This is a genomic window from Exiguobacterium acetylicum (assembly GCF_019890935.1).
Classification (GTDB): Bacteria; Bacillota; Bacilli; order Exiguobacteriales; family Exiguobacteriaceae; genus Exiguobacterium_A; species Exiguobacterium_A abrahamii.
Map to the genome: position 1 here is coordinate 653,013 of NZ_CP082333.1, position 22,873 is coordinate 675,885.

The window sequence follows — 22,873 nt, forward strand, 5'->3', positions numbered from 1 at the left end:
AACCTAGAATACATGACCTGATTATGGTCAACGTATTCTAGGTTTTTTTCATGAATCTGCTCGATATAGGGCAACATCGTTTTTATCCCGATGTTTCACGCGATACATGGCAAGGTCGGCTTGCTTTAAGCATGTTTCAAGATCAGCCTTATGGCACGCGGTCACACCGATGCTTGCAGAAACAAATAAAGATTGTCCTTTGTAGACATAAGGACGTCTTAAAAACTGTAAAAAGGTCTTACATTTCCGTCGTAAGGATAGTTCATCATCGGCGTGTAAGAGAATCGCGAATTCATCTCCACCGAGGCGATATACGGATTCTAAAGAATTCATATGTTCGCTCAAGCGCTTCGCGACCTCAATCAAGACATAATCACCTGCCTCGTGACCATACGTATCATTGACTTGTTTAAATCCATCTAAGTCGACTAAGGCGAGATAATTCATCTCGGGAAGACGGTTTGAAAAATCTCGCTCCAACGAACGACGGTTTCCGATACTTGTCAAGGCGTCATGGTAGGCGTGGTATTCGATCCTTTTTTGCCGGAGCTTTCGTTCAGTGACGTCATGTAAAATCGTGAAACGTCCCATCGAGGTGGCAGCAATCTGAATCGGAATATCAATGATCTCATACTTTCTGTGTTGTTCATCTTCATACTCATCGATATCTGTCTCAAGTGTTTCTAATAAGTGACGCATCGTACGAGGTATATGTTCAATCGTCATGTCGGGTAAATGAAACAGACGTTGGGCAGCTAAATTTGCGTATAGTGCCGTTCCAGATTGATCGAGTCGAATCATCGGGTCAGGATGACCGAGAAAGAGTGGAATGACTTGCTGTTCACTATCTTTGATTTGTTGTTTGCGGTGTTCGATGCGTGAAGCGAGTTGTTCATTCCGTTCGTGTAATTGTGCAACGATCAACCTATGCTGACGAGCAATCAAGATTTGTCGAATGATTAGTAAAACTAAAATGATGAAGATATCGAGCTTCCCGCCTTCTTGTTCCACCATATAGTGAATGAATAAAGGAACGGCCAGTAGAGGGAGCCAGGAACGGGGAATGACCTTCGTTCGAGTGGTTCCTTCTTCAATATGATCAATATGCCATAAAATAGCTGCACTTTGCGCCAAACGGATCAAGATCGGGAAAAACAATAGATAATTTGCTGAGAAGTCCGGGAAATAAACACTTGAGACTTCGTAGATACCGCGAATGAAAATGGATAAGAACAATAAGAATAATGCCATCCTTGATACCCAATGAGTTTCTTGAATGAACGTGAAATAGAAGAAGACGAATAAACCGAGTGATGTATTCGTAATGACGATGATGGCATAAGGAACAGTTTGCAGTCCCGGATTTGTCAATTCATTGAGGACATGAAACGCAACAAGTGCTATGAAAACAACGATGATCGCGGCATCAACGAAAGCGAGCACGTGTTGTCCGAGTGTCCGTTTTGTGATGATTCGGTAAAAAATCGCGTATAAGAATACGTAATGAGATATTGAAAATAAAATTAGGCTATAAATAGATGGAACTGGAAAGTCTTGATCGAAGAAATGTAACGTCTCAAGAACGGAACCGATGCAGGATAAAACCAGTGATCCTAAAGCGATCAGCCAAAACTTTCGTCTGGGTACGACCAATGTTTGTTCCTTACGATAAGCAGTAAGAATAAAGTAAGCAATCAATCCAAGAGAGGCATACTGTAGTACTTGTTCAACGATCCGATTAGAGATGGAAGGAGTCCATGTAGCAAGGATCATTAGAGCAAAAGATATGACGAGCATGGCAGGAAACCAACGGATGAAATAGTTCGATTTAAGCATGGACTCCCTCCTAACGTTTAATTTGAGTAGCGAACAAAAAATTGTTTTTTTCGGTCTTCTTAATATGGTACATGGCTTCATCTGCTCGAATCAATAATTGTTCAGAGCTTTTACCATCTTCAGGGTATAAGGAAATTCCGATTGATGGTGTGACTTGAAGCGTATGTGTCTGGATGTAGAACGGATGATTTAGAACTTCGAGAACGTGTTCGGCAAACTGGCGTGTTTCCGAAGCAGATGCCTGAATGAAGATCAAGAACTCATCTCCTCCAAGACGTGCAACGAGATCAGTTGACGTCGTCATCGATTGAAGGCGGCTCGCCGTCTCTTGTAACACGAGGTCACCAACATCATGCCCATAAGTGTCATTGATTTGTTTGAAACCGTCTAAATCAATGAATAGTAAGGAGCCGTATTCTAACGTCGGCAGAGTCAGATAAAGTTGTTCCTCGAAGTAACGCCGGTTTGGCAAATGCGTGAGCGAATCATGGTACCCCATACGTTCTAGCCATACTTCCTGTTGATAATCTTCCGTGATATCCGCCAAGATGACGAAATAGCGTTGTTGATCCGGGATATCGATGATTGTCGTATTCAAAAAGATTTCCGGATGTTCCTCCGTAGCCGGTACATGTAGCAAGTGAGAGGGATAAATCAGCTGCGCTTGTTGAAGTAATGGAATGAGTCGATCGAGTTGCAGCCGTTGGCTCGGTCCGAGCGGTAAATCGCTCCATCCAGCTTCGACAGCAGCTGGATTGACAGATCGAATCTGATACGTAGCATCGATTTCAAGAACAACTTCTGGATAAGATAGAAAAAGCGACGTTAGTTCTTTTTCGCGTAACTGTAAGAGTGCTGTCTTTTGATGGACGATGTCTTCTAGATTCGTTTGCAGTGCTGTTGTTTCCTTTAACAACCGCAGATTTTCCTGATATGAAAAAAGCTGTCGTGTTAAAAATAATAAAAACGTAATGCCGACGGAAAGTGAGAAAAAGGTTTGGGAGACAGGGAAGAATGTAATATAGAGAATCAGTACAGATAATAAGATGTACGACATCAAGGAACGCGTAAGTGTTTCGACCCGAATAAGAGTTGCTTGTTGTTCATGACTGATGGGAAGAGCGCGAGTATTCATGAAGGCAAGGATGAAGAGTCCGCTGAGTGGGTATAGCGGAAGCAATAAACCAGCTATTCGCGGTTCACCGTTTAATAACAACGTATAAAAAATAAAGTTCGTCATACCGAGCACGAACGTTCCGAGTACTAGGAAGAGGAACCCTAATCTCGATACGTTTCGCTTTAGTCCAGAAGCATAAAGTAAGAAAAAGAACAGCGTCAACAGAATCGTCAAGAAGGCATAGAAGGTCCAACTGATTTGCTCGAGTACCGTTCTAGTATAAGAGGGGACAAAGCGGAAAATAGCGATGTATCCAGCAATCATTGATACAGTGAACAATGTTAAAGAATCAAGAATCAATAATTTTTGTTTTTGAAACAAAGTCAAATCCAACTGCCGAAATAAGAAGATGACCATCATCGTTAAATGAACCGTGTAAGGCAAATCCAGTAAGACGTTCAGGTTAACAGCGTTCCATTGAAAAAGACGACCGATCATATTGAGGAAATCGCCTAGAAAATACGAGAAAAAGGCGACCGATAACCATTTATATGGAATGGAAGATTGTTTGAAAGCCTTCGATTGACTAAGTAGGAAAATGACGAAAGAACCGACTAGACTAATGATCGCTGAAAGTTGTAACGAGCGATCTTGTGGTAATAGCCAGAGCAGGGTGTACGTGACAACTAAGTAGAATGCGACGGTAGGGTAGATGTTTTGAACGATCCGTTTCACCGGAACTCCTCCTTTCGCAAGCCTTCCATGAAAATGAAATATGCTATAACATTACCCGATATTTAGTTTGAATTCACATTTATTTTCAGATTTAAAATGAAAATAAGAGGCAATTCCCATTTCATGAAAAAAGCGGAGTTCTTCTTTAAGGAAGAACTCCGCTTTGAAATCATTGATTAGATTGACGATAGTTTTCAAATGCCTCGATTTTTTCAGAAAGATATGTCCAATACTCCATCCGCTCGTCAAGCGTTGCTTTGGTCTTTTCAATGGCTTGATACAGTTCATTGACTTTACCGAGATCACTTCCTGCCGAGGCTAGTTCGGCTTCTAATTGCTCCAGTTCAGCCTCACTTTCTTCGATTTGTTTTTCAATGATTGCCCAATCTTGTTGTTCCTGATAACTTAGTTTCTTTGGCGTCTCTATCTTTGGTGCTGTAGTAACCTCAACCGTCTTTTCAACAACGATTGAGGGCGCGGGTGTTGTCATTTGCTCAAGATAATCTGTATATTGTCCGTAATAGAAAACGACATTCCCATCTTCAAATGCAATCAAGCGATCAACGACCCGGTCGAGGAAGTAGCGATCGTGGCTGACTGTGATGACGGTGCCAGGGAATGATTCTAAATAATCTTCGAGTACGGATAACGTCTCGGTATCCAAGTCGTTCGTCGGCTCATCAAGGAAGAGGACGTTCGGTTCTTCCATCAAAATCGTCAACAATTTCAGACGTCGTTTTTCGCCGCCGGAAAGTTTACCGATTTGTTTATATTGGGCTTCCGGTTTAAAGAGAAACTGTTCGAGCATCTGGCTTGCCGTGATCTCCTCACCAGCGAGTGTCGTGATGACTTTTGCGATTCGTTCGACCTCATCGATGACACGACGTTCGGGATGCGTGAATTCGGCAAATTGCCCATAAAAGCCGATCTTCACCGTTTCGCCGTGAATGATTTCACCGGCTGTTGGTTCTAAGCGTTGCGCAAGAATTGAAAGAAGTGTTGATTTTCCGCTCCCGTTTCGTCCTACGATGCCATACCGTTCTTTCCGTCCAATCAGAGCGTTAAACGATTCGAAAAGAGTCCGTTCACCAAATCGATGGGAGACATCATGCGCTTCGATGACTTTTTTACCAAGACGGGTCGAACCGACCTGTACTTCGAGTGTTGATTCTTCTTCCTCGTACGAGAGGTCTTGTAAAGCATCCACGCGCTGGATCCGCGCTTTTTGTTTCGTCGTCCGCGCTTTTGCTCCGCGACGCAACCAGGCGAGTTCGCGACGAAGGATGTTTTGACGTTTTTCTTCCATAGAAGCCGTCCGTTCACGACGTTCGGCACGTTTCTCAAGAAACGATTCATAGTTTCCGACATAGAAATAGGCCGTACCGTTCGCGATCTCCATCATATGATTCGTCACACGATTCAAGAAATAGCGATCGTGGGTGATCAGTAGAATCGCACCACGGTATTCCTTGATTTGAGTCTCAAGCCAGCTGATCGTTTCGGCATCCAGTTCGTTCGTCGGCTCATCGAGCAGGAGAAGATCGGCTTCATCGAGTAAAGCTTCAGCGAGTCCGACACGCTTGCGTTGTCCTCCGGAAAGCGAGCCGATCAACGCGTTCAAGTCGAGGATACCAAGTTTGTTTAAAATCATTTTTAAGCGCGATTCCGTGTCCCAAGCTTGCGCAGCATCGACTTCTGTCTGAGCTGTGATGAAGCGATTGAGTAACGTTTCACTCGTCGGATCTTGTTCGAGTGCTAGACGCGCCGTTTCATAGTGACGCAAGGCGTTAATCGTTGGTGTATCACCAGACAATAGTACTTCCATGACCGTTTGGTCTTCCGGATAATCAGTCGTTTGCGATAGCAATCGGATTCGATAATCATTCGGGTGATGCATCGTACCAGCGTCTGCCGTCTCTTTACCTGCCAAGATATGCAGGAGAGTCGACTTACCGGTACCATTGACACCGATGATGCCAATCCGGTCGCCAGGTGAGACGGAGAATGTCACATCTTCGAAGACGATTTTATCGGCGAATTCTTTTTTTAGATTTTCTGCTTTCATTAACATATTAGACACCTTCTACAATCTGTTTGATTTGCTGTTCGACTGTTTGGACGAGTTCTTTCTGTGTCATCGTACTTGGATCAATCGACGGTAAAATCGTAACGTCGACCGTGGCAGGGCGAATCTTACCCGTTTCCTCCATGACACGATAACTTCCCGAAATTGCGACGGGTACGACGCGAGCGCCACTTGAGGTCGCGAGTGTGAAGCTTCCCGCTTTGAATTCCGCCATTGGACCGCCTTTGGAGCGTGTTCCTTCCGGGAAGATGATCATCGATTGTCCGTCCTTGATTGTGTCGACACCAGAACGGATTGCTTTTAGTGATTGACGTCGGTCTTTTCGGTCAATCATGACACACCCCATCAGATTCATCCAGACATTGACGATTGGAATTTTATTCACTTCGATTTTTGAGATGAATGCTTTCGGTTTATCGATTTTTCCTAGTAGGATCGGAACATCGAAGTTCCCTTGGTGATTCGAGATGAAGACGACAGGTTCATTTGCCGGGATATGCTCACGTCCCGTCACGTTGACACGAACGCCAGCGAGTCGGAGAAGAGAGTTTGCCCAGACGCTCGCTACACGCTGAACGAATGCGTAGCGCGCGAGATGCGTTCGACGTTTTGCGCTTGGTAAAAACGGTAAGGTACAGGGTAAGACAAGTCCAAAATAAATGAACCAAATGACAGTACGAATCATGGTGAAGTGACAGCTCCTTTTTTCATTGCTGATGTTATTGTACAAAAAAAGACCGGGCGTCGCACCCAGTCTGCGTGATTATTCCCAGTAACGAGGCTCAGATTCCTCTTCGCTTTCTCCAAGTTCAAAGGTGAGGCGACGTGTCGTTGGATCGACGGAGAACGTAGCGTTCGTATTGTCGATCTGTTTGATTTCCATCGTTTCCTCATCCAAAATGAGAGTCAAGCGGACCTTATCTTCGTGATCTACGAGCAGTACGCCATCTTCCTTCAACCATAAATCGATGACAGGGGAGTAGCGAAGTGTCCAACCGTTTGATAAAGGGATTTCGTTCATAATGAATCTGTTCCTCCTAGATGATGAAATCGTGTTCTTTACTTATCATGCTGGTCTGTCGCGGAGAATGCAAGTGGTGTGCTGGAATCTTGTTGAGGATAAGAGACTTGATAAGAAAGTTCACGTTTTTTCATCCGTTCGTACTGTTTTTTGACACGACGGTGTTGAATGTATTCAATGTAAGTCAGATAGGACGTACGTATCAGCTGGCGGATTGATGATAGTGACAGACAAATCGCTAGCGTAAAGACGAACACACCGATCGAACTCGTATAATAACCGGTAACAAAACTTAAATATGTAGTGATGAGACCCGCAATCGTCGTGAATAAGTAGAAGAGCACGTCCGTTTCCTCCTCGAAATTAAAATAATGGTATGTCCATTACAATTCGAGGTAAGTCGTGATTTTCCTTTATCGTCCTGTAAATGTCCGGAAAAAAATAAAAAATCCACACGGAAGGTGTAGATTTTAAGGGCGGTCGATTTGCTGAAGCGCTGGTGTCTTCGGTGTCATATCCGTACTGTTCGATCCTTCTGCGAAGACGATTCCAATCGTAGCAAGGAACGCGAAAAATGCAAAAACCAATGTTTTCGTGAAGCGTCGTGCGAACGAACGCGATTGAATGTTATGAAACATTTTTATCCCCCATATTTACCTAAACTAAACCTTCTTTTTCCTGTTATTTAATCATATATCTTTTTTTCAAAAAAATCACGCAAATGTGTTCCGTTCACAAATATGTCACAACTGTCACCATTGTGTCGATATCAGAGATGAATGGAAAAAGAGTATAGTATGGTAGGGAAAGAACAGCAGAACGATTCACAAGGACTGGAATCGATTCAAATACAGAGAGGAGATGACCCGAAATGGGATTACGCGCAGGACAGGTTGTCACATTAAAAGTAGAACGCGAAGCAGAGTTCGGAGTGTTTCTGACAGATGGAAATGAAGACGTGTTGTTGCATAACAATGAACAAACACGGAAAGTAGCCCTCGATGAAGAGGTAGAAGTCTTCTTGTATCAAGATAATGAAGGGCGTCTAGCATCATCGATGACGATTCCAGAAGCTTCATTTGAAGACTATGTCAAGACGACGATTAATGGAACACGCTATAACACAGGAGTGTTCGCGAATATCGGCATTCAAAAAGACGTTCTCGTCTCACTCGACGATTTGCCGCAGCGCCGGATGTTCTGGCCGGAAGAAGGCGATCAACTCTTCATTCGTCTGAAACATGATCAGAAGCTTCGGTTACTCGGAGACCCTGCACCTTATGCATACTTCAACTTACGTGCGAAGCCAGCTCCAGAGGAGTGGAACAACATGGACGTCGAAGGTCTCGTCTTCTCACAACGTGAACCAGGCGTTAACGTCTGGGTCAACGATCAATCGATCGGATTCTTGCATGAACGTGAGATGGAACGTTGGCCGCGTCTTGGAGAAGTCTTGAAATTACGAGTGACAAATGTAAAACCAGATGGTACAGTATTACTTTCAGCACGACCACGTGCCTTTGAAGCCATTGATACAGACGCGGAGTTGATTCTGAACCATCTACTTGAACATGATGGTCAGATGCCGTATGGTGATAAGACAGCTCCTGAGACGATCGATGAAGTATTCGGTCTCAGCAAGGCAGCATTCAAACGAGCGCTCGGTCGCCTGTTGAAAGATAAAAAAATAGAAAAAAATGAAACGGGTATTCGGTTGACGAAATAATCGGACCGAGTAAGCCTGCGTTTCGAATAGATAGTAAGGAATTCATCATTTTGGTGGTTGCGGCTGGTTTGATTACCGGCGACCATTTACTGAATATACCCCATCACTAGTGGGGGCACGCGATGACGTACATCGCACGGTCCGGGCACTTCGCCTTTCCCTCGCCCTTATGGCAACGATTATGATGGTGACTTCCCTAAACATTATTATAAGAGAAACCACTCTATCTTTATGTGATAGATTCTGTTATAATAGGTAGTCGATTGTATTCGTTACGGTAGCGTCTGTTTAGTGGCAGACGCTTTTCATATGACAAAGGAGAGTATTTAGCATTGACAACATTTCGTGAATTAAATCTTAGTGAGGCACTTATCAAAGGTGTCCTAAAAATGGGCTTCGAAGAAGCAACACCAATCCAAGCAGAAACAATTCCAGTCGGACTCAGCGGCGTTGACTTAATTGGTCAAGCACAAACAGGTACTGGTAAAACTGCAGCATTCGGTATCCCAACAATCGAGCGTCTTGACGCAAAATCACGCAACATCCAAGCGTTGATTCTTGCTCCAACACGTGAGCTCGCAATCCAAGTAGCAGAAGAATTGAACCGGATCGGTGAAGTAAAACGCGTTCATGCACTTCCTGTTTACGGCGGTCAGCAAATCGATCGTCAAATCCGTGCACTTCGCAAAAATCCACAAATCGTCGTTGCGACACCAGGACGTTTGATGGACCACATGAACCGTAAGACGTTGAACCTCGATCACGTTCAAACGGTCATCCTTGACGAAGCAGATGAGATGTTGAACATGGGATTCGTCGAAGACATCGAGAAAATCCTCGGTGCACTTCCTGAAACACGTCAAACACTCTTATTCTCAGCAACGATGCCACCACAAATTCGTAAAATCGCAGATCGTTTCATGACGACTCCGACACACATCAAAGTCAAAGCAAAAGAAATGACAGTTGAAAACATCGACCAGTCATTCATCGAATTGAAAGAAAGCCAAAAATTCGACGTTCTTTGCCGTTTGATCGACACGGATTCTCCGGAACTCTCAATCATCTTCGGTCGTACGAAAAAACGTGTTGACGAAATGACTGAAGGTTTGATTCAACGTGGATACACAGCTGACGGTTTACACGGTGACTTAACACAAGCAAAACGTGACCAGGTCATCCGTCGTTTCAAAAAAGGAACGATTGATATCCTCGTCGCGACAGACGTTGCAGCACGTGGTCTTGACATCTCTGGTGTCACACACGTCTACAACTTCGACGTCCCACAAGATCCAGAGAGCTATGTTCACCGGATCGGTCGTACGGGTCGTGCTGGTAAAACAGGATCGGCTGTCACATTCGTTACACCACGTGAATTCGGTCAAATCAAAACAATCGAACGTGTCACGAACAAAAAAATGTCACGTCGTCATGCACCAACACTTGATGAAATCTTAGAAGGCAACTTGAAGCTTGCTGCACAAGAACTTATCAAACGCGTTGAAGCAAAAGACTCAAAAGAATATACGACACTTGCACAAGAACTCTTAGAAGAGTACGAAGCAGTGGAACTTCTTTCAGCAGCACTTAAAGGATTGACGAAAGAGCCGGATGCAACACCAGTCCAAATCTCTTCAATCGAACCAATCCGCGTGAAACGTTTCGGTAGCAACGGTGGTGGAAACCGTCGTCCTTACGGAAACAAAGGTGGAAGTGGAAGCGGCAACCGCAGTGGCGGATACCGTGGAAACAACCCACGCGGTGGCGAGCGTCGTGAAGGTGGTCGTTCATCTTCTTCATCAGATCGTCGTGAAGGCGGTTATGCTGGACGTAGCAACCGTAGCGAAAGCGATCGTAACCGTGGTGGACGTAAACCACGTTTTGAAAAGTAAACGATTCGAACCGATTTGTCACAGACAAGTCGGTTCTTTTTTATGATTTATCTGAGCGGTCATGATAAAATGAGCCATGAACGATAGGGAGAGGGCTGAATCATTCGTGTATACCATTTATGTAGCAGCATCCGTCTGTCTCGTTGCACTGATCGTCGCGACGAAAAAGATTTGTGAGCGGACGACAAAAGGACATTTTCGTTATATTCCGTTGGCGACCTTATTATTTGGCGGCATCATCTTTCTTGTGCTAGCCATCGGTAAGGGAGGAGCCGTCGGAATCCAATACGGTGTCCTGAGTATCATCTACTTGACGGCGACATTCGGTGTGTACTTGTATATCGCATTGCGGAAAGATACGACGTTATCGTAAAACAGGGGCTCTCTCGTTACAGAGAGGCTCTTTTTTTGTTAAGATAGAACAAGAGTACAAGGGGGGAAGAGAATGGATGCATTAGATGTCATCGTTCATCCCGAAGAGATAGAGGCATGGTTTCAACCGATCGTAGGCGCTGCCCCTTTTAAGGTGGAAGGGTATGAAATCCAGTCCCATTTTCGTGGAGAACCGTTAAAACCATTTTTTCAGGAAGACGATGTTCCAATCGAGTATCAACTCGAAGTCATGGGGCATGTCGTCCGTCAAGCATTCCAAAAAGTACCCTCCGATGCACAAGCGTTTATTCTGATCCGTTGTCGTCCAGCTTGGCTGTTTGAAAACGGTGGGGAGGACTTCTTGCATGTCTTACGGACGGTCGACTCGTCGTTTCCAAAAGAGCGGATGTACGTTACTTTGACGGATGTCCAAGTCGATGATTTTGACCGTCTGGGTCGGATCGTTGCGTATTACCAGAACTCTGGACTGAAGGTAGCGCTGGACCGTGCGGAAGCAACGAGTCTTGAACGTGTCTTTTCGATGTCGCCGGATATGTTGATCGTCGATTTATCCTCCATGATTGAAAAAAAGACCGTCTCCGCGTCGTATCCACATCTCTTACAGACGATGGAGCATCTTTGCGACCAGCTTGGAGCGCCACTTTTGTATAAGAATATCAGTCATCTCGGTCAACTTCGGTATGCGTGGCAACACGGAGGACGTTACTACATGGGGAATCTACTTGGAGAAGCATCACCTGAATGGGTCATGACCTGTCCTGGTATGGAAGTGTTGATCCATGAAGTCCCGATGTTTTATAAATATGATCGCGAGCAGATGAATCGCTTGTTTCAGCTAGAGCAAGACTGGACGGTTCGATTTAATGAAGATTGTCAGTCCTTGAAGCCGGAGCAAGATCTCGATCAATGGTTGCTGACGCTCGCCCGGAAGATGGAACCGGAATTCATCCGGTTTTATATCACGGATGCGAATGGATTCCAACAATCTTCAAACGTCAGTAAAAAGAGTGGGGAGTGGAAACTGTATTCCTTCTACAAAGGGTACAACTGGAGTTTCCGTCCTTACTTCATCCGGACGACGGTAGCGATGGAGCGACGACATAGTGGATATTTGTCGGAACGGTACGTCGACTTCAGCTCGAGTGAACAAACGCGGACATTTAGTATGCCGCTCAGTAATGGGATGTTCTTATTTGCGGATATCTCTGCAGATTATCTATATCAAGAACGATTGAGTGAATGAGGAGGAAATGAAAGTGTTAGATTATGATTACGAGGCATTACGAGAAATTGGACGAATCGTCGCCATGGCACGCGATGAGATGGCGGATGCCGTCAAACCGGGAATCACGACAAAGGAACTCGATGACATCGGAGCACGCATCCTGAAGGAACAGGGAGCAGAGTCTGCCCCGATCGTCATGTACGATTTCCCAGGAGCGACATGTATCAGTGTCAACGATATCGCAGCACACGGTATCCCAGGGAAGTACGTCATTCAAGAAGGTGATATCGTCAATGTCGATGTCTCGGCTGTGAAGAACGGTTACTACTCGGACACAGGGAAGACGGTCATCGCAGGAGAAGCAAAACGTCCGGAAGATGTCCGACTCGTTGAAGTATCATTGACAGCGCTTGAGAAAGGACTCGAGAAAGTCAAAGCCGGAACGAAGGTCAACCAGATCGGAAAAGCAATCTATGCCGAAACACGTAAGAGTGGTTTCACGGTCATCCGTAACTTAGCGGGACATGGTCTCGGTAAGACACTTCATGGTGAGCCAGAATCCATCTCGAACTACTTCAATCGTGAAGAAAACGATTTGTTGAAGGAAGGGCAAGTCATCGCTGTCGAGACGTTCATTTCAACAGGAGATGAGTTCTGTATCGAAGATGAGCGGGACGGTTGGACATTATACACACCGAATCGGAGCCTCGTCTCACAATTCGAGCACACGGTCGTCGTCTTAAAAGACGGGTATGAGATTTTGACGAAAGTCGAAGGCAAAGAATCGTTCTAAGAAAAGCTCATATAGTAAAACACGAGAAGGGGGCTGACTCAAAAGTCAGTTTCCACAAAGATAAGGGTGGCAGAATGATAATCTGCCACCCTTATCTCATAACAACAAGAATGACGCGTTTCACGCAACTCCTACAGGAAAAAGCGCATCTTTGCGCTGTCAGAGACAAACAAGACCCGCTTTCCTGCTTGAATAAGGCAGGAAAGCTGGCTTCTGTCTCGCCTGAGGAAAGGGCGTGAAAAGACGCGTCATTCTTTTTTGAGTCAGCCTTCTTTTTCGTCGTAGTGCTCCTGTTATAAGGATATCCGGGACGTTGCCAATTTGTTTAACTGTGACTCGGATACGGCTGGAGCGGAATAACGAATGTGTCCGTGTTCGACATGATACGGGGTCTCAAGCAAATCTTCTTCGAAATAATCGGCAGTACTTGCCATATCGATCGGATAAGCGAGTCCAGGCAGTGTTGCAAAAGCAAGCGTCTGACGACGCCCGATACCGCTCTCGAACATCCCACCGAGCCAGTAGGGTGCTTTTGTTCGAAGGGACAAAGCGTTCGTCAGTCCACCGACGCGTGCCGGCTTGATGTTTAGAATCTGACCAGCGTGGAGCGTCTGCATCAACTCGGCATCCACTGGAGCGACGATGGATTCATCCAGACAAATCGGTGTCTGTAAGAGTCTAGCGAGACGTTGATGTCCGGACCAATCCGACGCTGCGAGCGGCTGTTCCATCATAACGAGACCGAATGAATCCCACTGTTGTAATAGAGGGAAGTCTGCTTCAGTGAAGCTGCCATTAGCGTCAAACATCAAGGGCGCATCAGGGAAAGCGGCACGTACTTGCTCAAGAACGACGGTATCCGTCGAAGCGAGCTTCAGCTTGATCCGTCCATATCCGGAGGCGATCGCTTGTCCGACGGCTTCGACGGTCTGTGCTGCAGAAGCCCGTCCGAGTGCTTTCCCGCAAGGTACGAGAGATGATTCATCACCTCCGAGATACGAGGCGAGCGATTGACCGGCAGCTGCTGCGAATAATTCATAGATCGCGCCTTCGAACATCGCCTTTGCCATCGGATTACCTTGCACGATGCGCAAGCGATCCGTAACGTCTGCTGGATGATGGAGCGGTTGTTCAAGTAATCGATACAGTAGCGGAGCGATTCCTTGAAGGGAGTGCTGCGTTTCCGATGTATACCACGGTGTATCAAACGCGACACCTTCCCCGTAACCCACTCGTCCTTCCGAATCAGTCAGACGCAAAATCGTCGTCCGACGTACTGTCAGCGTCGAGAGGGCGGTTTGCATCGGACGACGAAAGACGAGCGGAACATCGAACAGTTCGGCAGACCGGAGAGTGATACTCATAATGACTCCTTCAGTTGCTTCCGCAATAGTTTACCGTTCGCATTGCGTGGCAGCGCGCTACGATAGATATAATCAACCGGACATTTATATTTAGCGAGCAATTGACTGATTTCCGTTCGGACGATGACTTCATCGAGTGTACTGACGATGAAGGCGACCGGAACCTGTCCCCATTTAGCATCAAATCGTCCGACGACACCTGCTTCTTGAATTCCATCAATCGAGAGAAGTGCTGATTCGACTTCAGCTGGATAAATGTTTTCCCCACCTGAGATGATGAGGTCGCTTCGACGATCGAGGACGTAGAGGTATCCGTCGGCGTCCAAGCGTCCTAAGTCACCAGTCTTGAAAAAACCGTCTGCCGTAAAGGCGTCTGACGTTTTCTCTTCCTCATGAAAATAGCCTTTCATGATCGTCGGTCCTTTGACTTCGATTTCTTGATGACGCGTAATGCGGATTTGCGTCGGATGAATCGCTTGTCCGGCCGATCCAATCTTTCGTAAGGCATCCTCTGGCAAAAGAGTCGCGATTTGAGAAGCGGTTTCCGTCATCCCGTATGTCTGCATGACGGGAATATTACGATCAAGGGCACGCGTCAGAATCGGTAATGGCACAGGACCGCCTCCTGTCAGTACGACGCGAAGCGCGTGGCGACGTAGCCCGGCTTCGAGCAGTCGATCAAGCATGACCGAGACGAGTGAGACATGGGTGATCTTTTCCGTCGTAATCCAGTGCAAGGCGCGTTCTGGTGAAAAATGTGGCTCAAGAATGATCGGTACTCCATAGATGACTGCCCGATAGACGACAGCTAATCCACTCATATGGAACAGCGGCGTGACGATCAAAAAACGATCCTCTGGCAGTGATCCGATATGACGAGCGGCGTTCGTCGCACTCGAGAAATGATTCAACATCGTTTGTTCGACGGCTTTCGGATGTCCGGTCGTACCACTCGTAAAGAGCATCGATTGGACGTATTGCTTGGGCATATGGCGTATTAACAGGTCAGGTGCTTCTTTTTCATAAGAGAAAGCCACGCACGGGATCTTTGTATCAAGTGTCCGGTCCGTCACGATGAGCCGTACATCTGCCTGTTTGAATTGACGTAATACTTCCGTTTGCGTCAAACGTGTGTTGATCGGGACGACGGTCAATTCAAGCAATTGAGCTGCGTGAAGTGCGACGATGTAGCGCGCACTCGATGGACCGTACAGGGCGATCCGGTCTCCGCGTGTCACGATCGTTGCCCAAGTACTCGCTAAGCGATGCGCGCGTGCATATAGTTCGGACCACGACCAACGCTCTGTTTCCGTAATGAGTGCGATGTCATCCGGCTGTTCTTTTGCCCGTGTATAGATCCAAGGATACAAAATAGTCACTTCCTTTTGAGATGAATATACGAAAAAGGTTCAATGTCGTAAGACGATTGAACCTTTTTTTCATTATGGGAAACGCGGGAACTGTCCGAAGTCCGGGTTGCGTTTTTCTTTGAACGCATCGCGTCCTTCTTTTGCTTCGTCCGTTGTGTAGTACAACAACGTTGCATCTCCTGCGAGTTGCTGAATCCCTGCAAGACCATCTGAATCAGCATTGAATGCCGCTTTGAGGAAACGAAGAGCCGTTGGTGAATGTTGAAGGATTTCAGCACACCATTGAATCGTTTCTTGCTCGAGATCTGCGAGTGGAACGACCGTGTTGACGAGTCCCATATCCAGTGCTTGCTGTGCGTCATATTGACGGCAGAGGTACCAGATTTCACGCGCTTTCTTGTGTCCAACAACGCGTGCGAGGTAACCAGAGCCATATCCAGCATCGAATGAACCAACTTTTGGACCAGTTTGTCCGAAGCGGGCGTTGTCTGCAGCGATCGTCAAGTCACACACGAGGTGAAGGACGTGTCCGCCGCCAATCGCATAACCTGCGACCATAGCGATGACTGGTTTTGGGATGACACGAATCAAACGTTGAAGATCAAGAACGTTCAAGCGTGGAATTTCATCGTCACCGACATATCCACCATGTCCACGTACCTTTTGATCTCCGCCAGAACAGAATGCGAGATCGCCTTCACCTGTTAAGATGATGACGCCGACATTTTGATCGTCACGTGCACGTGAAAATGCGTCGATGAGTTCGTGGACCGTGTGTGGTCGGAACGCATTGCGAACTTCAGGACGGTTGATCGTGATTTTCGCGATCCCGTTCCATTGTTCATATTTGATGTCTTCATAGCTGCGGGCTGATACCCATTCCGGAGCATATTTCATGTGAATTCCCCCAATATGTTAGTGATGAATAAGTAGATTCTCTACCATTGTAACAAACTTTTGCGGTTGGTCGATATGTGGGGCGTGCGAAGCGTGCAAAATCACGTGAATTTTTTCAGGTGATGCCGCTCGTGAAGCGATGGCACGGAATTTTTCATCCTCTGCCCCGACGATCCAATCAATCTCTTTCGGAAGACATGACCATAGGGATGGCATGCTTCCTGTACCTTGTGCACGTAACGAAGCACTTAAACCTTCCACCGTTTGGGAAAGACGCTCCTGGCGCAGTCGCGTACGTTGTGATTCCGGCAGAAGGGCTTGGGGCTTAAATAGTCCAAGTGTCTCCCAATGATCAATGAAAGCTTCGAGTCCGCCTTTTTCAAGGCGCTCCGCAAGCACTCGATCGGATGTACGACGTATTTTTCGCTCGATTGCCGTCTTAAGACCCGGTGTCGTACTAACAGCGATCGTCCGAGCGATTTGTTCAGAGACGACGCTCAGCATTAAAGCGATTCGTCCACCCATCGAATATCCGAGGACGATCCATGGCTCGGATCGCATAGCGAGCAGTGCCTCGAGATCCTTGACCTGTTGCGTCAAACGCATTCGTTGCTCAGACGCCGGTGTCGTTTTTCCATGCCCCATCAAATCAAGGCGATAGACGGTGAAGTGAGTCGATAAATGCTCACTTAGCATGTCCCACGTCGAGAGCGAGCCTGTAAAACCATGAAGCAATAGGAGCGGTGGACCCGATCCCTCGATTTTCACATGATACGTATGCCCACGCAAAATCATTGGAACACCTCGGCTAACGCATGATTCGTCACGTCCCAGATCGAACGGTGCATCTGTACGTTCTCTGTTCGTGTCGTCTTGACTTCAAGAATCCGAGTGACGTTCGTCTCTTCCGCAAGTGCTTGACGTAACGCGGCGATGGAATCGATTGCCTGATAGGTTACGCCATATCCGGAAGCGAGAGAAGCGAAGTCGAGATGCTGCGGTGTACCGAAAAGTGGTTCGAACACCTCTTGCTCGAGTTGCTGTTGCGGTAAAAAGCTAAATATTCCGCCACCCGCATTGTTGACGAGAATGATCGTTAACGGAAGCGTCCGTGCTGTCATCAGACCGTTGATATCATGAATGAACGCTAAGTCGCCGACGAGTAAATAGCGGTGTGTGGCGTCAAACGTTGCTCCTAGAGCGCTTGAGAGAATGCCGTCAATTCCGTTCGCACCTCGGTTCGCGAGTAGACGAAGCGGTGTTCCTGTCGGTAGGAACGTATCGACATCCCGTATCGGCATGCTGTTTGAAACGAAGAGACTTCCGTCCTGTAACGTCGTCAACGCACGGACGACGTTATACTCCGTCATCTCCTCTTGATCGATTGTCGCAAAAGCAGCGGCGACGCGTCGCTCCGCCTGTTGCAACAGTGTCAGATACGCAGGATCGTGCGGAACAGATTCATGATGCGCGAGTTGTCGCGCGTGACCAATTACGAAATCCGAATGAAGCTGTGGATCGCGCCAGTTTCCTGGATGACCGACGACCGTCGTCGGAATATCCCGAGACCAAAGCAGATAAGGTTTTGACGTCGGCATGGCACCGAAACGAATGATTCGGTCTGGTCGGACGTGCTGAGCGGTAGCGGGGTGTTTGAGCCATGTATCGTAATAGGCAAAAACGTGAGCATCATGCGATTGTCGTCCTTGACTGAGTGGATCCGCCAACACCGGAATCCCTGCTTGTTTCGCATACGAGATGACAACCTGACTGTCCGCCGCAGTAAGTTGTGGTCCAAGTACAAAAAGAAGACGCTCTTCTTGAAGTGCGGTCGCTAAAGCGTTGTTTACGCCCGGTATCGATTCAGGTAATACACCGACCGGACGTCCTGTCCGTAAGAGATCGAGTTCCGGCACGAGCGGTTCACGTAACGGAACATTGATTTGAACCGGGCCAGCTGGTTCCGTCAGAGAGAGTAGGGTTGCACGTTGTGCAACATGAGCGACGTAAGGAAGGCTCGCTTCTTCTGCTAACGGAAGATCAAACGCATGCCGAACCTGCTTCCCGTACAGATCGACCTGATCAATAGCTTGTGGCGCACCGACATTCCGTAATTCGTGTGGTCGATCGGCGGTCAAGACGATCAGCGGAAGTTCAAAGATGTTCGCTTCGGTCACTGCTGAATAATAGTTCGTCGCAGCGGTACCGCTTGTACAAATCAACGCAACGGGACGAACGCGTTCTTCCGTCCGTGTTAGACCTAAAGCAAAAAAACTAGCCGACCGTTCGTCAACAAGGACGTGGGTACGGCTAGAAGGATGCAGAAAAGCAGCAATGGCAAGTGGTGTCGAACGGGAACCGGGACTGATGACGAAGTCCCGGACACCAGAAGCGACGAGCGTATCGATTAACGTGTGCATCCACTTAGTCAACATAAATATCATCCTTTTCAATCGAACCGATGTGTCCAAGTGCTTGTACCATCGGTGATAGTTTAGTTTCCGTCTCTGCCAGTTCACTATCGAGATGAGAGCCTTCGACGAGACCGCAACCGGCGTAAAGAATGACCGCCCGTTCTGTAAACAATCCAGATCGAATGGCAACGATGAATTCCCCGTCATCCTGTCCGTTCATCCAACCAACAGGTGAACCGTACCATCCTCGTTCGAACGTTTCGATTTCTTGGATGGCATCGACTGCTAACTGCTTGGGCTCGCCCCCAAGTGCAGGTGTCGGATGCAGTTTTTCGATTAATTGAAATAACGTCACATCTTCTTTTAAATGAGCTGTGATCGGTGTATAAAGATGTTGGATATGGCGATTCTTCAAGAGAATCGGCGTATCCGGACAATCCAGTTCCTCTGAAAATACAGATAATGTCCGTTCGATTGAATCCGCGACGATTCCGTGCTCTACCCGGTTCTTTTGATCTTGTAATAACGATTGACCGAGTGCTTCGTCCATCTCATCCGTTGCGTGGCGTGGTGCAGAACCAGCGACGGCTGCGGTTTCAAGACGACGTCCACGTTTTAAGACGAGTCGTTCCGGCGTAGCGCCGATGAAGGCTTCTTCCGGATTCGGTTGGAAACAGAAGACATAGCTGCCGGGCTGCGTATCTTCGAGTTCAGCGACGACAGCGGCTACGTCAAGCGGACGATCCAGCTCATAGACGACTTCGCGCGCCAGGACGATTTTTTCAAGTGTCGTCTCCAAGTAGTGCATGGCTTGATGGAACGAAGCTTCAAAGGCTTCATTTCCATCCCGCGATAGTCGTAAGCGCGTGACGCCTGTCGAAGTCGATGGTTGCGGTTGCGGTTGATTGACTTTGGCGAAATCGAGTGCGAGTTCATTTAAAATAGAATCGACTTGATCCATGGGCTCGACGCGAGCAAAAATCGTCACACGTGTCTTGCCATCTTGTTCTAGAAATAAAAACTTCGGAATCGTCATCGAAGCGTCTCCGAAGGAAGACCAACGATAATCCGGTTGTTTGAGTTCGGTAAACGAAAATCCGCTGAACGCAAATAAATCATGACCGACATGATCGCGATTCAAGTTTGCCCATTGCGATTGAATTCGTAAAAAGCGATCCGTTCCTGAAGCCTGAAGTTGTTGTACGATGCCAAACCCGATGGCCCGCATCGAGCGATCAGGTGTCGCGAAATAAAATCGTTCCTCGATACCCTGTTCGAGGGAACGCATGTCAGTTGCTTCGATTTCCCATGAATACGAAGCGAGTATAGGTCGTTGTGAGGCGTTCGCCTGACTGACGGCCTGTTCGATACACTGTTTTAGCTCTTGTTGAGCGTAAGCCATACCGCTCATTGCCCCCTAGTCTATAGATACTGTGATATGTTTCACTTAATCTAAGTGTAAACTTTTTGCGAACAAAAAAGAAGGAATAAGCTATCTCGGATTGAACATTGACAGCAAAAAACGAAACCCGATACACTTAGACAGGAAAGGGGTTATTATATGAATAAATCAATCGCTGTCTATTGGCGAATGACACGACCACATACTTTAACAGCAAGTTTTGTTCCGGTCGTCGTCGGTACGGCAGTTGTCGCACCACGCGTGGAATCGATACGCTTGGATTTGTTCGTGGCGATGTTGATCGCATCGATGTTGATTCAAATCGCAACGAATCTGTTCAATGAATACTACGATTACAAACGTGGTTTAGATACAGAGGAATCAGTCGGAATCGGTGGATCGATCGTTCGTGACGGATTCAAGCCGGGGACGATCCTAGCGTTCGCACTTACATTGTACGGGATCTCGGCCTTACTCGGTGTGTATCTGTGCATCGAGACATCGTGGTGGTTGCTTGTCGTAGGACTCATTTCGATGTTCGTCGGATATATCTATACAGGAGGACCGCTTCCGATTGCCTATACACCGTTCGGAGAAGTCGTTGCAGGCTTTTTCATGGGGTATATCATCATCGCGATTTCGGCGTACTTGCAAATTGGTTATGTTCCGACAGAAGCCGTTGCGATTTCGGTACCAGTCGCCATCTTGATTGGTTCAATCCTACTTGCGAATAACATTCGGGACTTGGATAATGATAAGGTCAACGGACGAAAAACGATTGCCTGTCTTGTCGGACATCGCCGTGCCGTGTACGTCTTGATCGGATTTTTTGCGGCAGCTGTCCTGTCTCTCATTATTGCTGTACTCGCATTCGAAGTCTCATGGTTTGCGTTACTCGCGTTATTGAGTATTCCGCTCATGATCAAAGCGGTCCGTCTCTTCTGGGAAGACTTACCACCGGAAAAGCTGATGCCTGGCATGGCACAGACCGGTAAAGTGAACACGATTTTCGGACTCTTACTTGCCATCAGTCTCGTGATCGCGAATATCTAATCTTTAATCAAAGCAGCAGGCGATCCGCTTGCTGCTTTTTTAACGTGAAGATAGCGAACAGTTAGAAAAAAACTACTTCGGTTGTCACTGATTTAAAATTTTACTATAATTGAAGCAATGTGCCTGAAAGATCAAACAAGGTCGGAAATCAGGAAATATGGTTAGAGGTGGAACTGAAATGAATAAAATCGCGGTAATCGGAAAAGTATTCGTCGACATAAAAGGAACTTCGTTCGCTCCTTTGCATAAGGATGCGAAAAACGTAGGAGACATCACGTTTTCAAATGGAGGAACAGGACGCAACGTAGCACAAAATCTAGCCGTCCTCGGGAATGAAGTTCGCTTTATCTCGACGGTTACGAATGATCAGATTGGCGTGGGAGTGCTCGATGAGCTGAAATCTTACGGTGCAAATGTGGATCACGTCGAAATGTTAGAAGATCATGGAATGGGCATGTGGCTAGCTGTCATGGATAATGAAGGCGATTTGCAAACATCGATCTCAAAACAACCGGATGCCAAGTTGCTCGAAGAGGCGATTTTACGTCAATCAATCTATGCACTCGATGGAGTCGATGCCGTTGCAATCGATCTTGATTTGTCCGTTACGGTCTTAGAACGTTTGATTCATTTATGTCGCAAAATGGAGTTGCCATTGTTTGGTGTGTGTGGTCACTTGAGCGTCATCGAACGAAATCGTCATCTGCTACAAGGGTTCACTGGATTCATTTGTAGCCGAGAAGAGGCGGAAATTCTGTCTGATCTATCGATCGTAACGGTTGAAGATGCGATTCATGTAGCGAATGAGCTAGCGAAAAAGGGTGCTCCGTTCACGGTCGTGACGATGAGTGAACTCGGGGCGGTCTACGTTGATCGTCGTACAGCGACATCAGGTCATGTCGGAACGAAAAAAGTAAAAGTCGTCGACTCAACGGGAGCAGGCGACTCCTTCTTCTCCGCTGTCTTGTCTGAATTGACACAAGAAAAGTCAGCAGAAGAGGCATTGAAGCTTGGCATGAAGGTTGCAGCAGAAGTCATCGCTTCGACAGAGAATGGACTCATTCCTGAAATGCTGGATGCTCTTCAATAAGTCGAAATAATAAAAGGGGAGGTGGCGTCATGCCGATTCAACGAAGTGCAATCATTTTACGAAACGAACAGGATGAAATTGCGTTGATTCGTCGGGATAAACCGAACGAAACGTATTATGTCTTTCCAGGCGGTGGGAAAGATGATGGAGAATCGTTAGAAGAAACAGCGGTTCGTGAAGCACATGAAGAACTTGGAATCGACGTGGAGTTGACCGGTATTGCCGCCATCGTCCGTTTTAATGGATTCGACAATCCTTATTTTTGGGCGAAAACAATTGGGGGTCGCTTTGGAACGGGGACGGGTGAAGAGTTCGAAGAGGAAGGATCGGGTTATACACCGGTCTGGATCAAGCGTTCGGAGCTACCTTCGTTACCGGTTCGTCCACCGTCACTTGCGAAACAGCTGGCAGAAATGACAGAACCATTCTATGAATTGATCCTTTCTGAAAACGAATGAG

General features: G+C 46.9%; 21 protein-coding genes. 8 read left to right on the forward strand and 13 right to left on the reverse strand.

Annotated features, from left to right (window positions below; all coding sequences use genetic code 11):
* Positions 1–48: 48 nt before the first annotated feature.
* From K7G97_RS03395 to K7G97_RS03425, 7 genes are all read right to left on the reverse strand, one after another.
* A complete protein-coding gene (locus K7G97_RS03395; protein ID WP_223041380.1) occupies positions 49–1,836 on the reverse strand; it encodes a GGDEF domain-containing protein in 1,788 nt (595 codons plus the stop codon).
* 10 nt (positions 1,837–1,846) lie between these two features.
* The gene (locus K7G97_RS03400; RefSeq protein ID WP_223041381.1) at positions 1,847–3,688 is read right to left on the reverse strand and encodes a GGDEF domain-containing protein; all 1,842 of its coding nucleotides are present in this window, start codon (positions 3,686–3,688) and stop codon (positions 1,847–1,849) included.
* A 169-nt stretch (positions 3,689–3,857) separates the two neighbouring features.
* Positions 3,858–5,759, reverse strand: a complete 1,902-nt coding sequence (locus tag K7G97_RS03405; protein ID WP_223041382.1) for an ABC-F family ATP-binding cassette domain-containing protein — start codon at positions 5,757–5,759, stop codon at positions 3,858–3,860.
* Position 5,760: 1 nt separating this feature from the next.
* Positions 5,761–6,459: a lysophospholipid acyltransferase family protein gene (locus K7G97_RS03410; RefSeq protein ID WP_058713981.1), complete on the reverse strand. Its 699-nt coding sequence runs from the start codon at positions 6,457–6,459 to the stop codon at positions 5,761–5,763.
* A gap of 78 nt (positions 6,460–6,537) precedes the next feature.
* The gene (locus K7G97_RS03415; protein WP_023467272.1) at positions 6,538–6,795 is read right to left on the reverse strand and encodes a hypothetical protein; all 258 of its coding nucleotides are present in this window, start codon (positions 6,793–6,795) and stop codon (positions 6,538–6,540) included.
* 38 nt (positions 6,796–6,833) lie between these two features.
* Positions 6,834–7,139 carry a hypothetical protein gene (locus tag K7G97_RS03420; protein ID WP_050678231.1) on the reverse strand — a complete coding sequence of 102 codons (306 nt, stop codon included), beginning with the start codon at positions 7,137–7,139 and terminating at the stop codon, positions 6,834–6,836.
* A gap of 126 nt (positions 7,140–7,265) precedes the next feature.
* Positions 7,266–7,433, reverse strand: a complete 168-nt coding sequence (locus tag K7G97_RS03425; protein WP_023467274.1) for a hypothetical protein — start codon at positions 7,431–7,433, stop codon at positions 7,266–7,268.
* A 233-nt stretch (positions 7,434–7,666) separates the two neighbouring features.
* Here K7G97_RS03425 and K7G97_RS03430 point away from each other — a divergent pair, with 233 nt between their 5' ends.
* From K7G97_RS03430 to map, 5 genes are all read left to right on the forward strand, one after another.
* Positions 7,667–8,521 carry a CvfB family protein gene (locus K7G97_RS03430; RefSeq protein ID WP_023467275.1) on the forward strand — a complete coding sequence of 285 codons (855 nt, stop codon included), beginning with the start codon at positions 7,667–7,669 and terminating at the stop codon, positions 8,519–8,521.
* Between the two features lie 332 nt (positions 8,522–8,853).
* Positions 8,854–10,413, forward strand: a complete 1,560-nt coding sequence (locus K7G97_RS03435) for a degradosome RNA helicase CshA (protein WP_035398788.1) — start codon at positions 8,854–8,856, stop codon at positions 10,411–10,413.
* A 106-nt stretch (positions 10,414–10,519) separates the two neighbouring features.
* Complete coding sequence (locus K7G97_RS03440; RefSeq protein WP_023467277.1) at positions 10,520–10,786, forward strand: hypothetical protein; 267 nt, start codon at positions 10,520–10,522, stop codon at positions 10,784–10,786.
* 72 nt (positions 10,787–10,858) lie between these two features.
* Entirely contained in the window at positions 10,859–12,049 is a 1,191-nt protein-coding gene (locus K7G97_RS03445; protein ID WP_023467278.1) for an EAL-associated domain-containing protein, read from the forward strand.
* Between the two features lie 13 nt (positions 12,050–12,062).
* Positions 12,063–12,824: a type I methionyl aminopeptidase gene (map, locus tag K7G97_RS03450; protein ID WP_023467279.1), complete on the forward strand. Its 762-nt coding sequence runs from the start codon at positions 12,063–12,065 to the stop codon at positions 12,822–12,824.
* Between the two features lie 293 nt (positions 12,825–13,117).
* On the opposite strand, the gene menC is transcribed toward map, so the two are convergent.
* The 6 genes from menC to K7G97_RS03480 form a co-directional block, all read right to left on the reverse strand.
* Positions 13,118–14,188, reverse strand: coding sequence for an o-succinylbenzoate synthase (gene menC / locus K7G97_RS03455; protein WP_223041383.1), 1,071 nt, complete (start codon positions 14,186–14,188; stop codon positions 13,118–13,120).
* The gene (gene menE, locus K7G97_RS03460; protein WP_223041384.1) at positions 14,185–15,558 is read right to left on the reverse strand and encodes an o-succinylbenzoate--CoA ligase; all 1,374 of its coding nucleotides are present in this window, start codon (positions 15,556–15,558) and stop codon (positions 14,185–14,187) included. Before menE ends, menC begins: the two co-directional genes overlap by 4 nt.
* Before the next feature lie 72 nt (positions 15,559–15,630).
* On the reverse strand, positions 15,631–16,455 hold the full coding sequence (gene menB / locus K7G97_RS03465; protein WP_023469886.1) for a 1,4-dihydroxy-2-naphthoyl-CoA synthase: 825 nt from the start codon (positions 16,453–16,455) through the stop codon (positions 15,631–15,633).
* 18 nt (positions 16,456–16,473) lie between these two features.
* Positions 16,474–17,250 carry a 2-succinyl-6-hydroxy-2,4-cyclohexadiene-1-carboxylate synthase gene (menH, locus tag K7G97_RS03470; protein WP_223041385.1) on the reverse strand — a complete coding sequence of 259 codons (777 nt, stop codon included), beginning with the start codon at positions 17,248–17,250 and terminating at the stop codon, positions 16,474–16,476.
* A complete protein-coding gene (gene menD / locus K7G97_RS03475; protein ID WP_223041386.1) occupies positions 17,247–18,890 on the reverse strand; it encodes a 2-succinyl-5-enolpyruvyl-6-hydroxy-3-cyclohexene-1-carboxylic-acid synthase in 1,644 nt (547 codons plus the stop codon). Before menD ends, menH begins: the two co-directional genes overlap by 4 nt.
* Positions 18,880–20,271: an isochorismate synthase gene (locus K7G97_RS03480; RefSeq protein ID WP_223041387.1), complete on the reverse strand. Its 1,392-nt coding sequence runs from the start codon at positions 20,269–20,271 to the stop codon at positions 18,880–18,882. Before K7G97_RS03480 ends, menD begins: the two co-directional genes overlap by 11 nt.
* Positions 20,272–20,430: 159 nt before the next feature.
* Between K7G97_RS03480 and K7G97_RS03485 the strand changes: the two genes are divergently transcribed.
* The 3 genes from K7G97_RS03485 (at position 20,431) to K7G97_RS03495 (ending at position 22,872) form a co-directional block, all read left to right on the forward strand.
* A complete protein-coding gene (locus K7G97_RS03485; RefSeq protein WP_029340886.1) occupies positions 20,431–21,324 on the forward strand; it encodes a 1,4-dihydroxy-2-naphthoate polyprenyltransferase in 894 nt (297 codons plus the stop codon).
* A gap of 178 nt (positions 21,325–21,502) precedes the next feature.
* Complete coding sequence (locus tag K7G97_RS03490; protein WP_223041388.1) at positions 21,503–22,414, forward strand: guanosine-inosine kinase; 912 nt, start codon at positions 21,503–21,505, stop codon at positions 22,412–22,414.
* Between the two features lie 29 nt (positions 22,415–22,443).
* Entirely contained in the window at positions 22,444–22,872 is a 429-nt protein-coding gene (locus K7G97_RS03495) for an NUDIX hydrolase (protein WP_223041389.1), read from the forward strand.
* Position 22,873 lies beyond the last annotated feature (1 nt).

Excerpts from the sequence above, each read along its gene's own strand:
- K7G97_RS03395 (WP_223041380.1), bottom strand. The coding sequence starts at position 1,836 with ATGCTTAAATCGAACTATTTCATCCGTTGGTTTCCTGCCATGCTCGTC.
- K7G97_RS03405 (WP_223041382.1), bottom strand. The coding sequence starts at position 5,759 with ATGTTAATGAAAGCAGAAAATCTAAAAAAAGAATTCGCCGATAAAATC.
- K7G97_RS03410 (WP_058713981.1), bottom strand. The coding sequence starts at position 6,459 with ATGATTCGTACTGTCATTTGGTTCATTTATTTTGGACTTGTCTTACCC.
- K7G97_RS03415 (WP_023467272.1), bottom strand. The coding sequence starts at position 6,795 with ATGAACGAAATCCCTTTATCAAACGGTTGGACACTTCGCTACTCCCCT.
- K7G97_RS03425 (WP_023467274.1), bottom strand. The coding sequence starts at position 7,433 with ATGTTTCATAACATTCAATCGCGTTCGTTCGCACGACGCTTCACGAAA.
- K7G97_RS03430 (WP_023467275.1), top strand. The coding sequence starts at position 7,667 with ATGGGATTACGCGCAGGACAGGTTGTCACATTAAAAGTAGAACGCGAA.
- K7G97_RS03445 (WP_023467278.1), top strand. The coding sequence starts at position 10,859 with ATGGATGCATTAGATGTCATCGTTCATCCCGAAGAGATAGAGGCATGG.
- menC (WP_223041383.1), bottom strand. The coding sequence starts at position 14,188 with ATGAGTATCACTCTCCGGTCTGCCGAACTGTTCGATGTTCCGCTCGTC.
- menB (WP_023469886.1), bottom strand. The coding sequence starts at position 16,455 with ATGAAATATGCTCCGGAATGGGTATCAGCCCGCAGCTATGAAGACATC.
- menH (WP_223041385.1), bottom strand. The coding sequence starts at position 17,250 with ATGATTTTGCGTGGGCATACGTATCATGTGAAAATCGAGGGATCGGGT.
- menD (WP_223041386.1), bottom strand. The coding sequence starts at position 18,890 with ATGTTGACTAAGTGGATGCACACGTTAATCGATACGCTCGTCGCTTCT.
- K7G97_RS03480 (WP_223041387.1), bottom strand. The coding sequence starts at position 20,271 with ATGGCTTACGCTCAACAAGAGCTAAAACAGTGTATCGAACAGGCCGTC.
- K7G97_RS03485 (WP_029340886.1), top strand. The coding sequence starts at position 20,431 with ATGAATAAATCAATCGCTGTCTATTGGCGAATGACACGACCACATACT.
- K7G97_RS03490 (WP_223041388.1), top strand. The coding sequence starts at position 21,503 with ATGAATAAAATCGCGGTAATCGGAAAAGTATTCGTCGACATAAAAGGA.
- K7G97_RS03495 (WP_223041389.1), top strand. The coding sequence starts at position 22,444 with ATGCCGATTCAACGAAGTGCAATCATTTTACGAAACGAACAGGATGAA.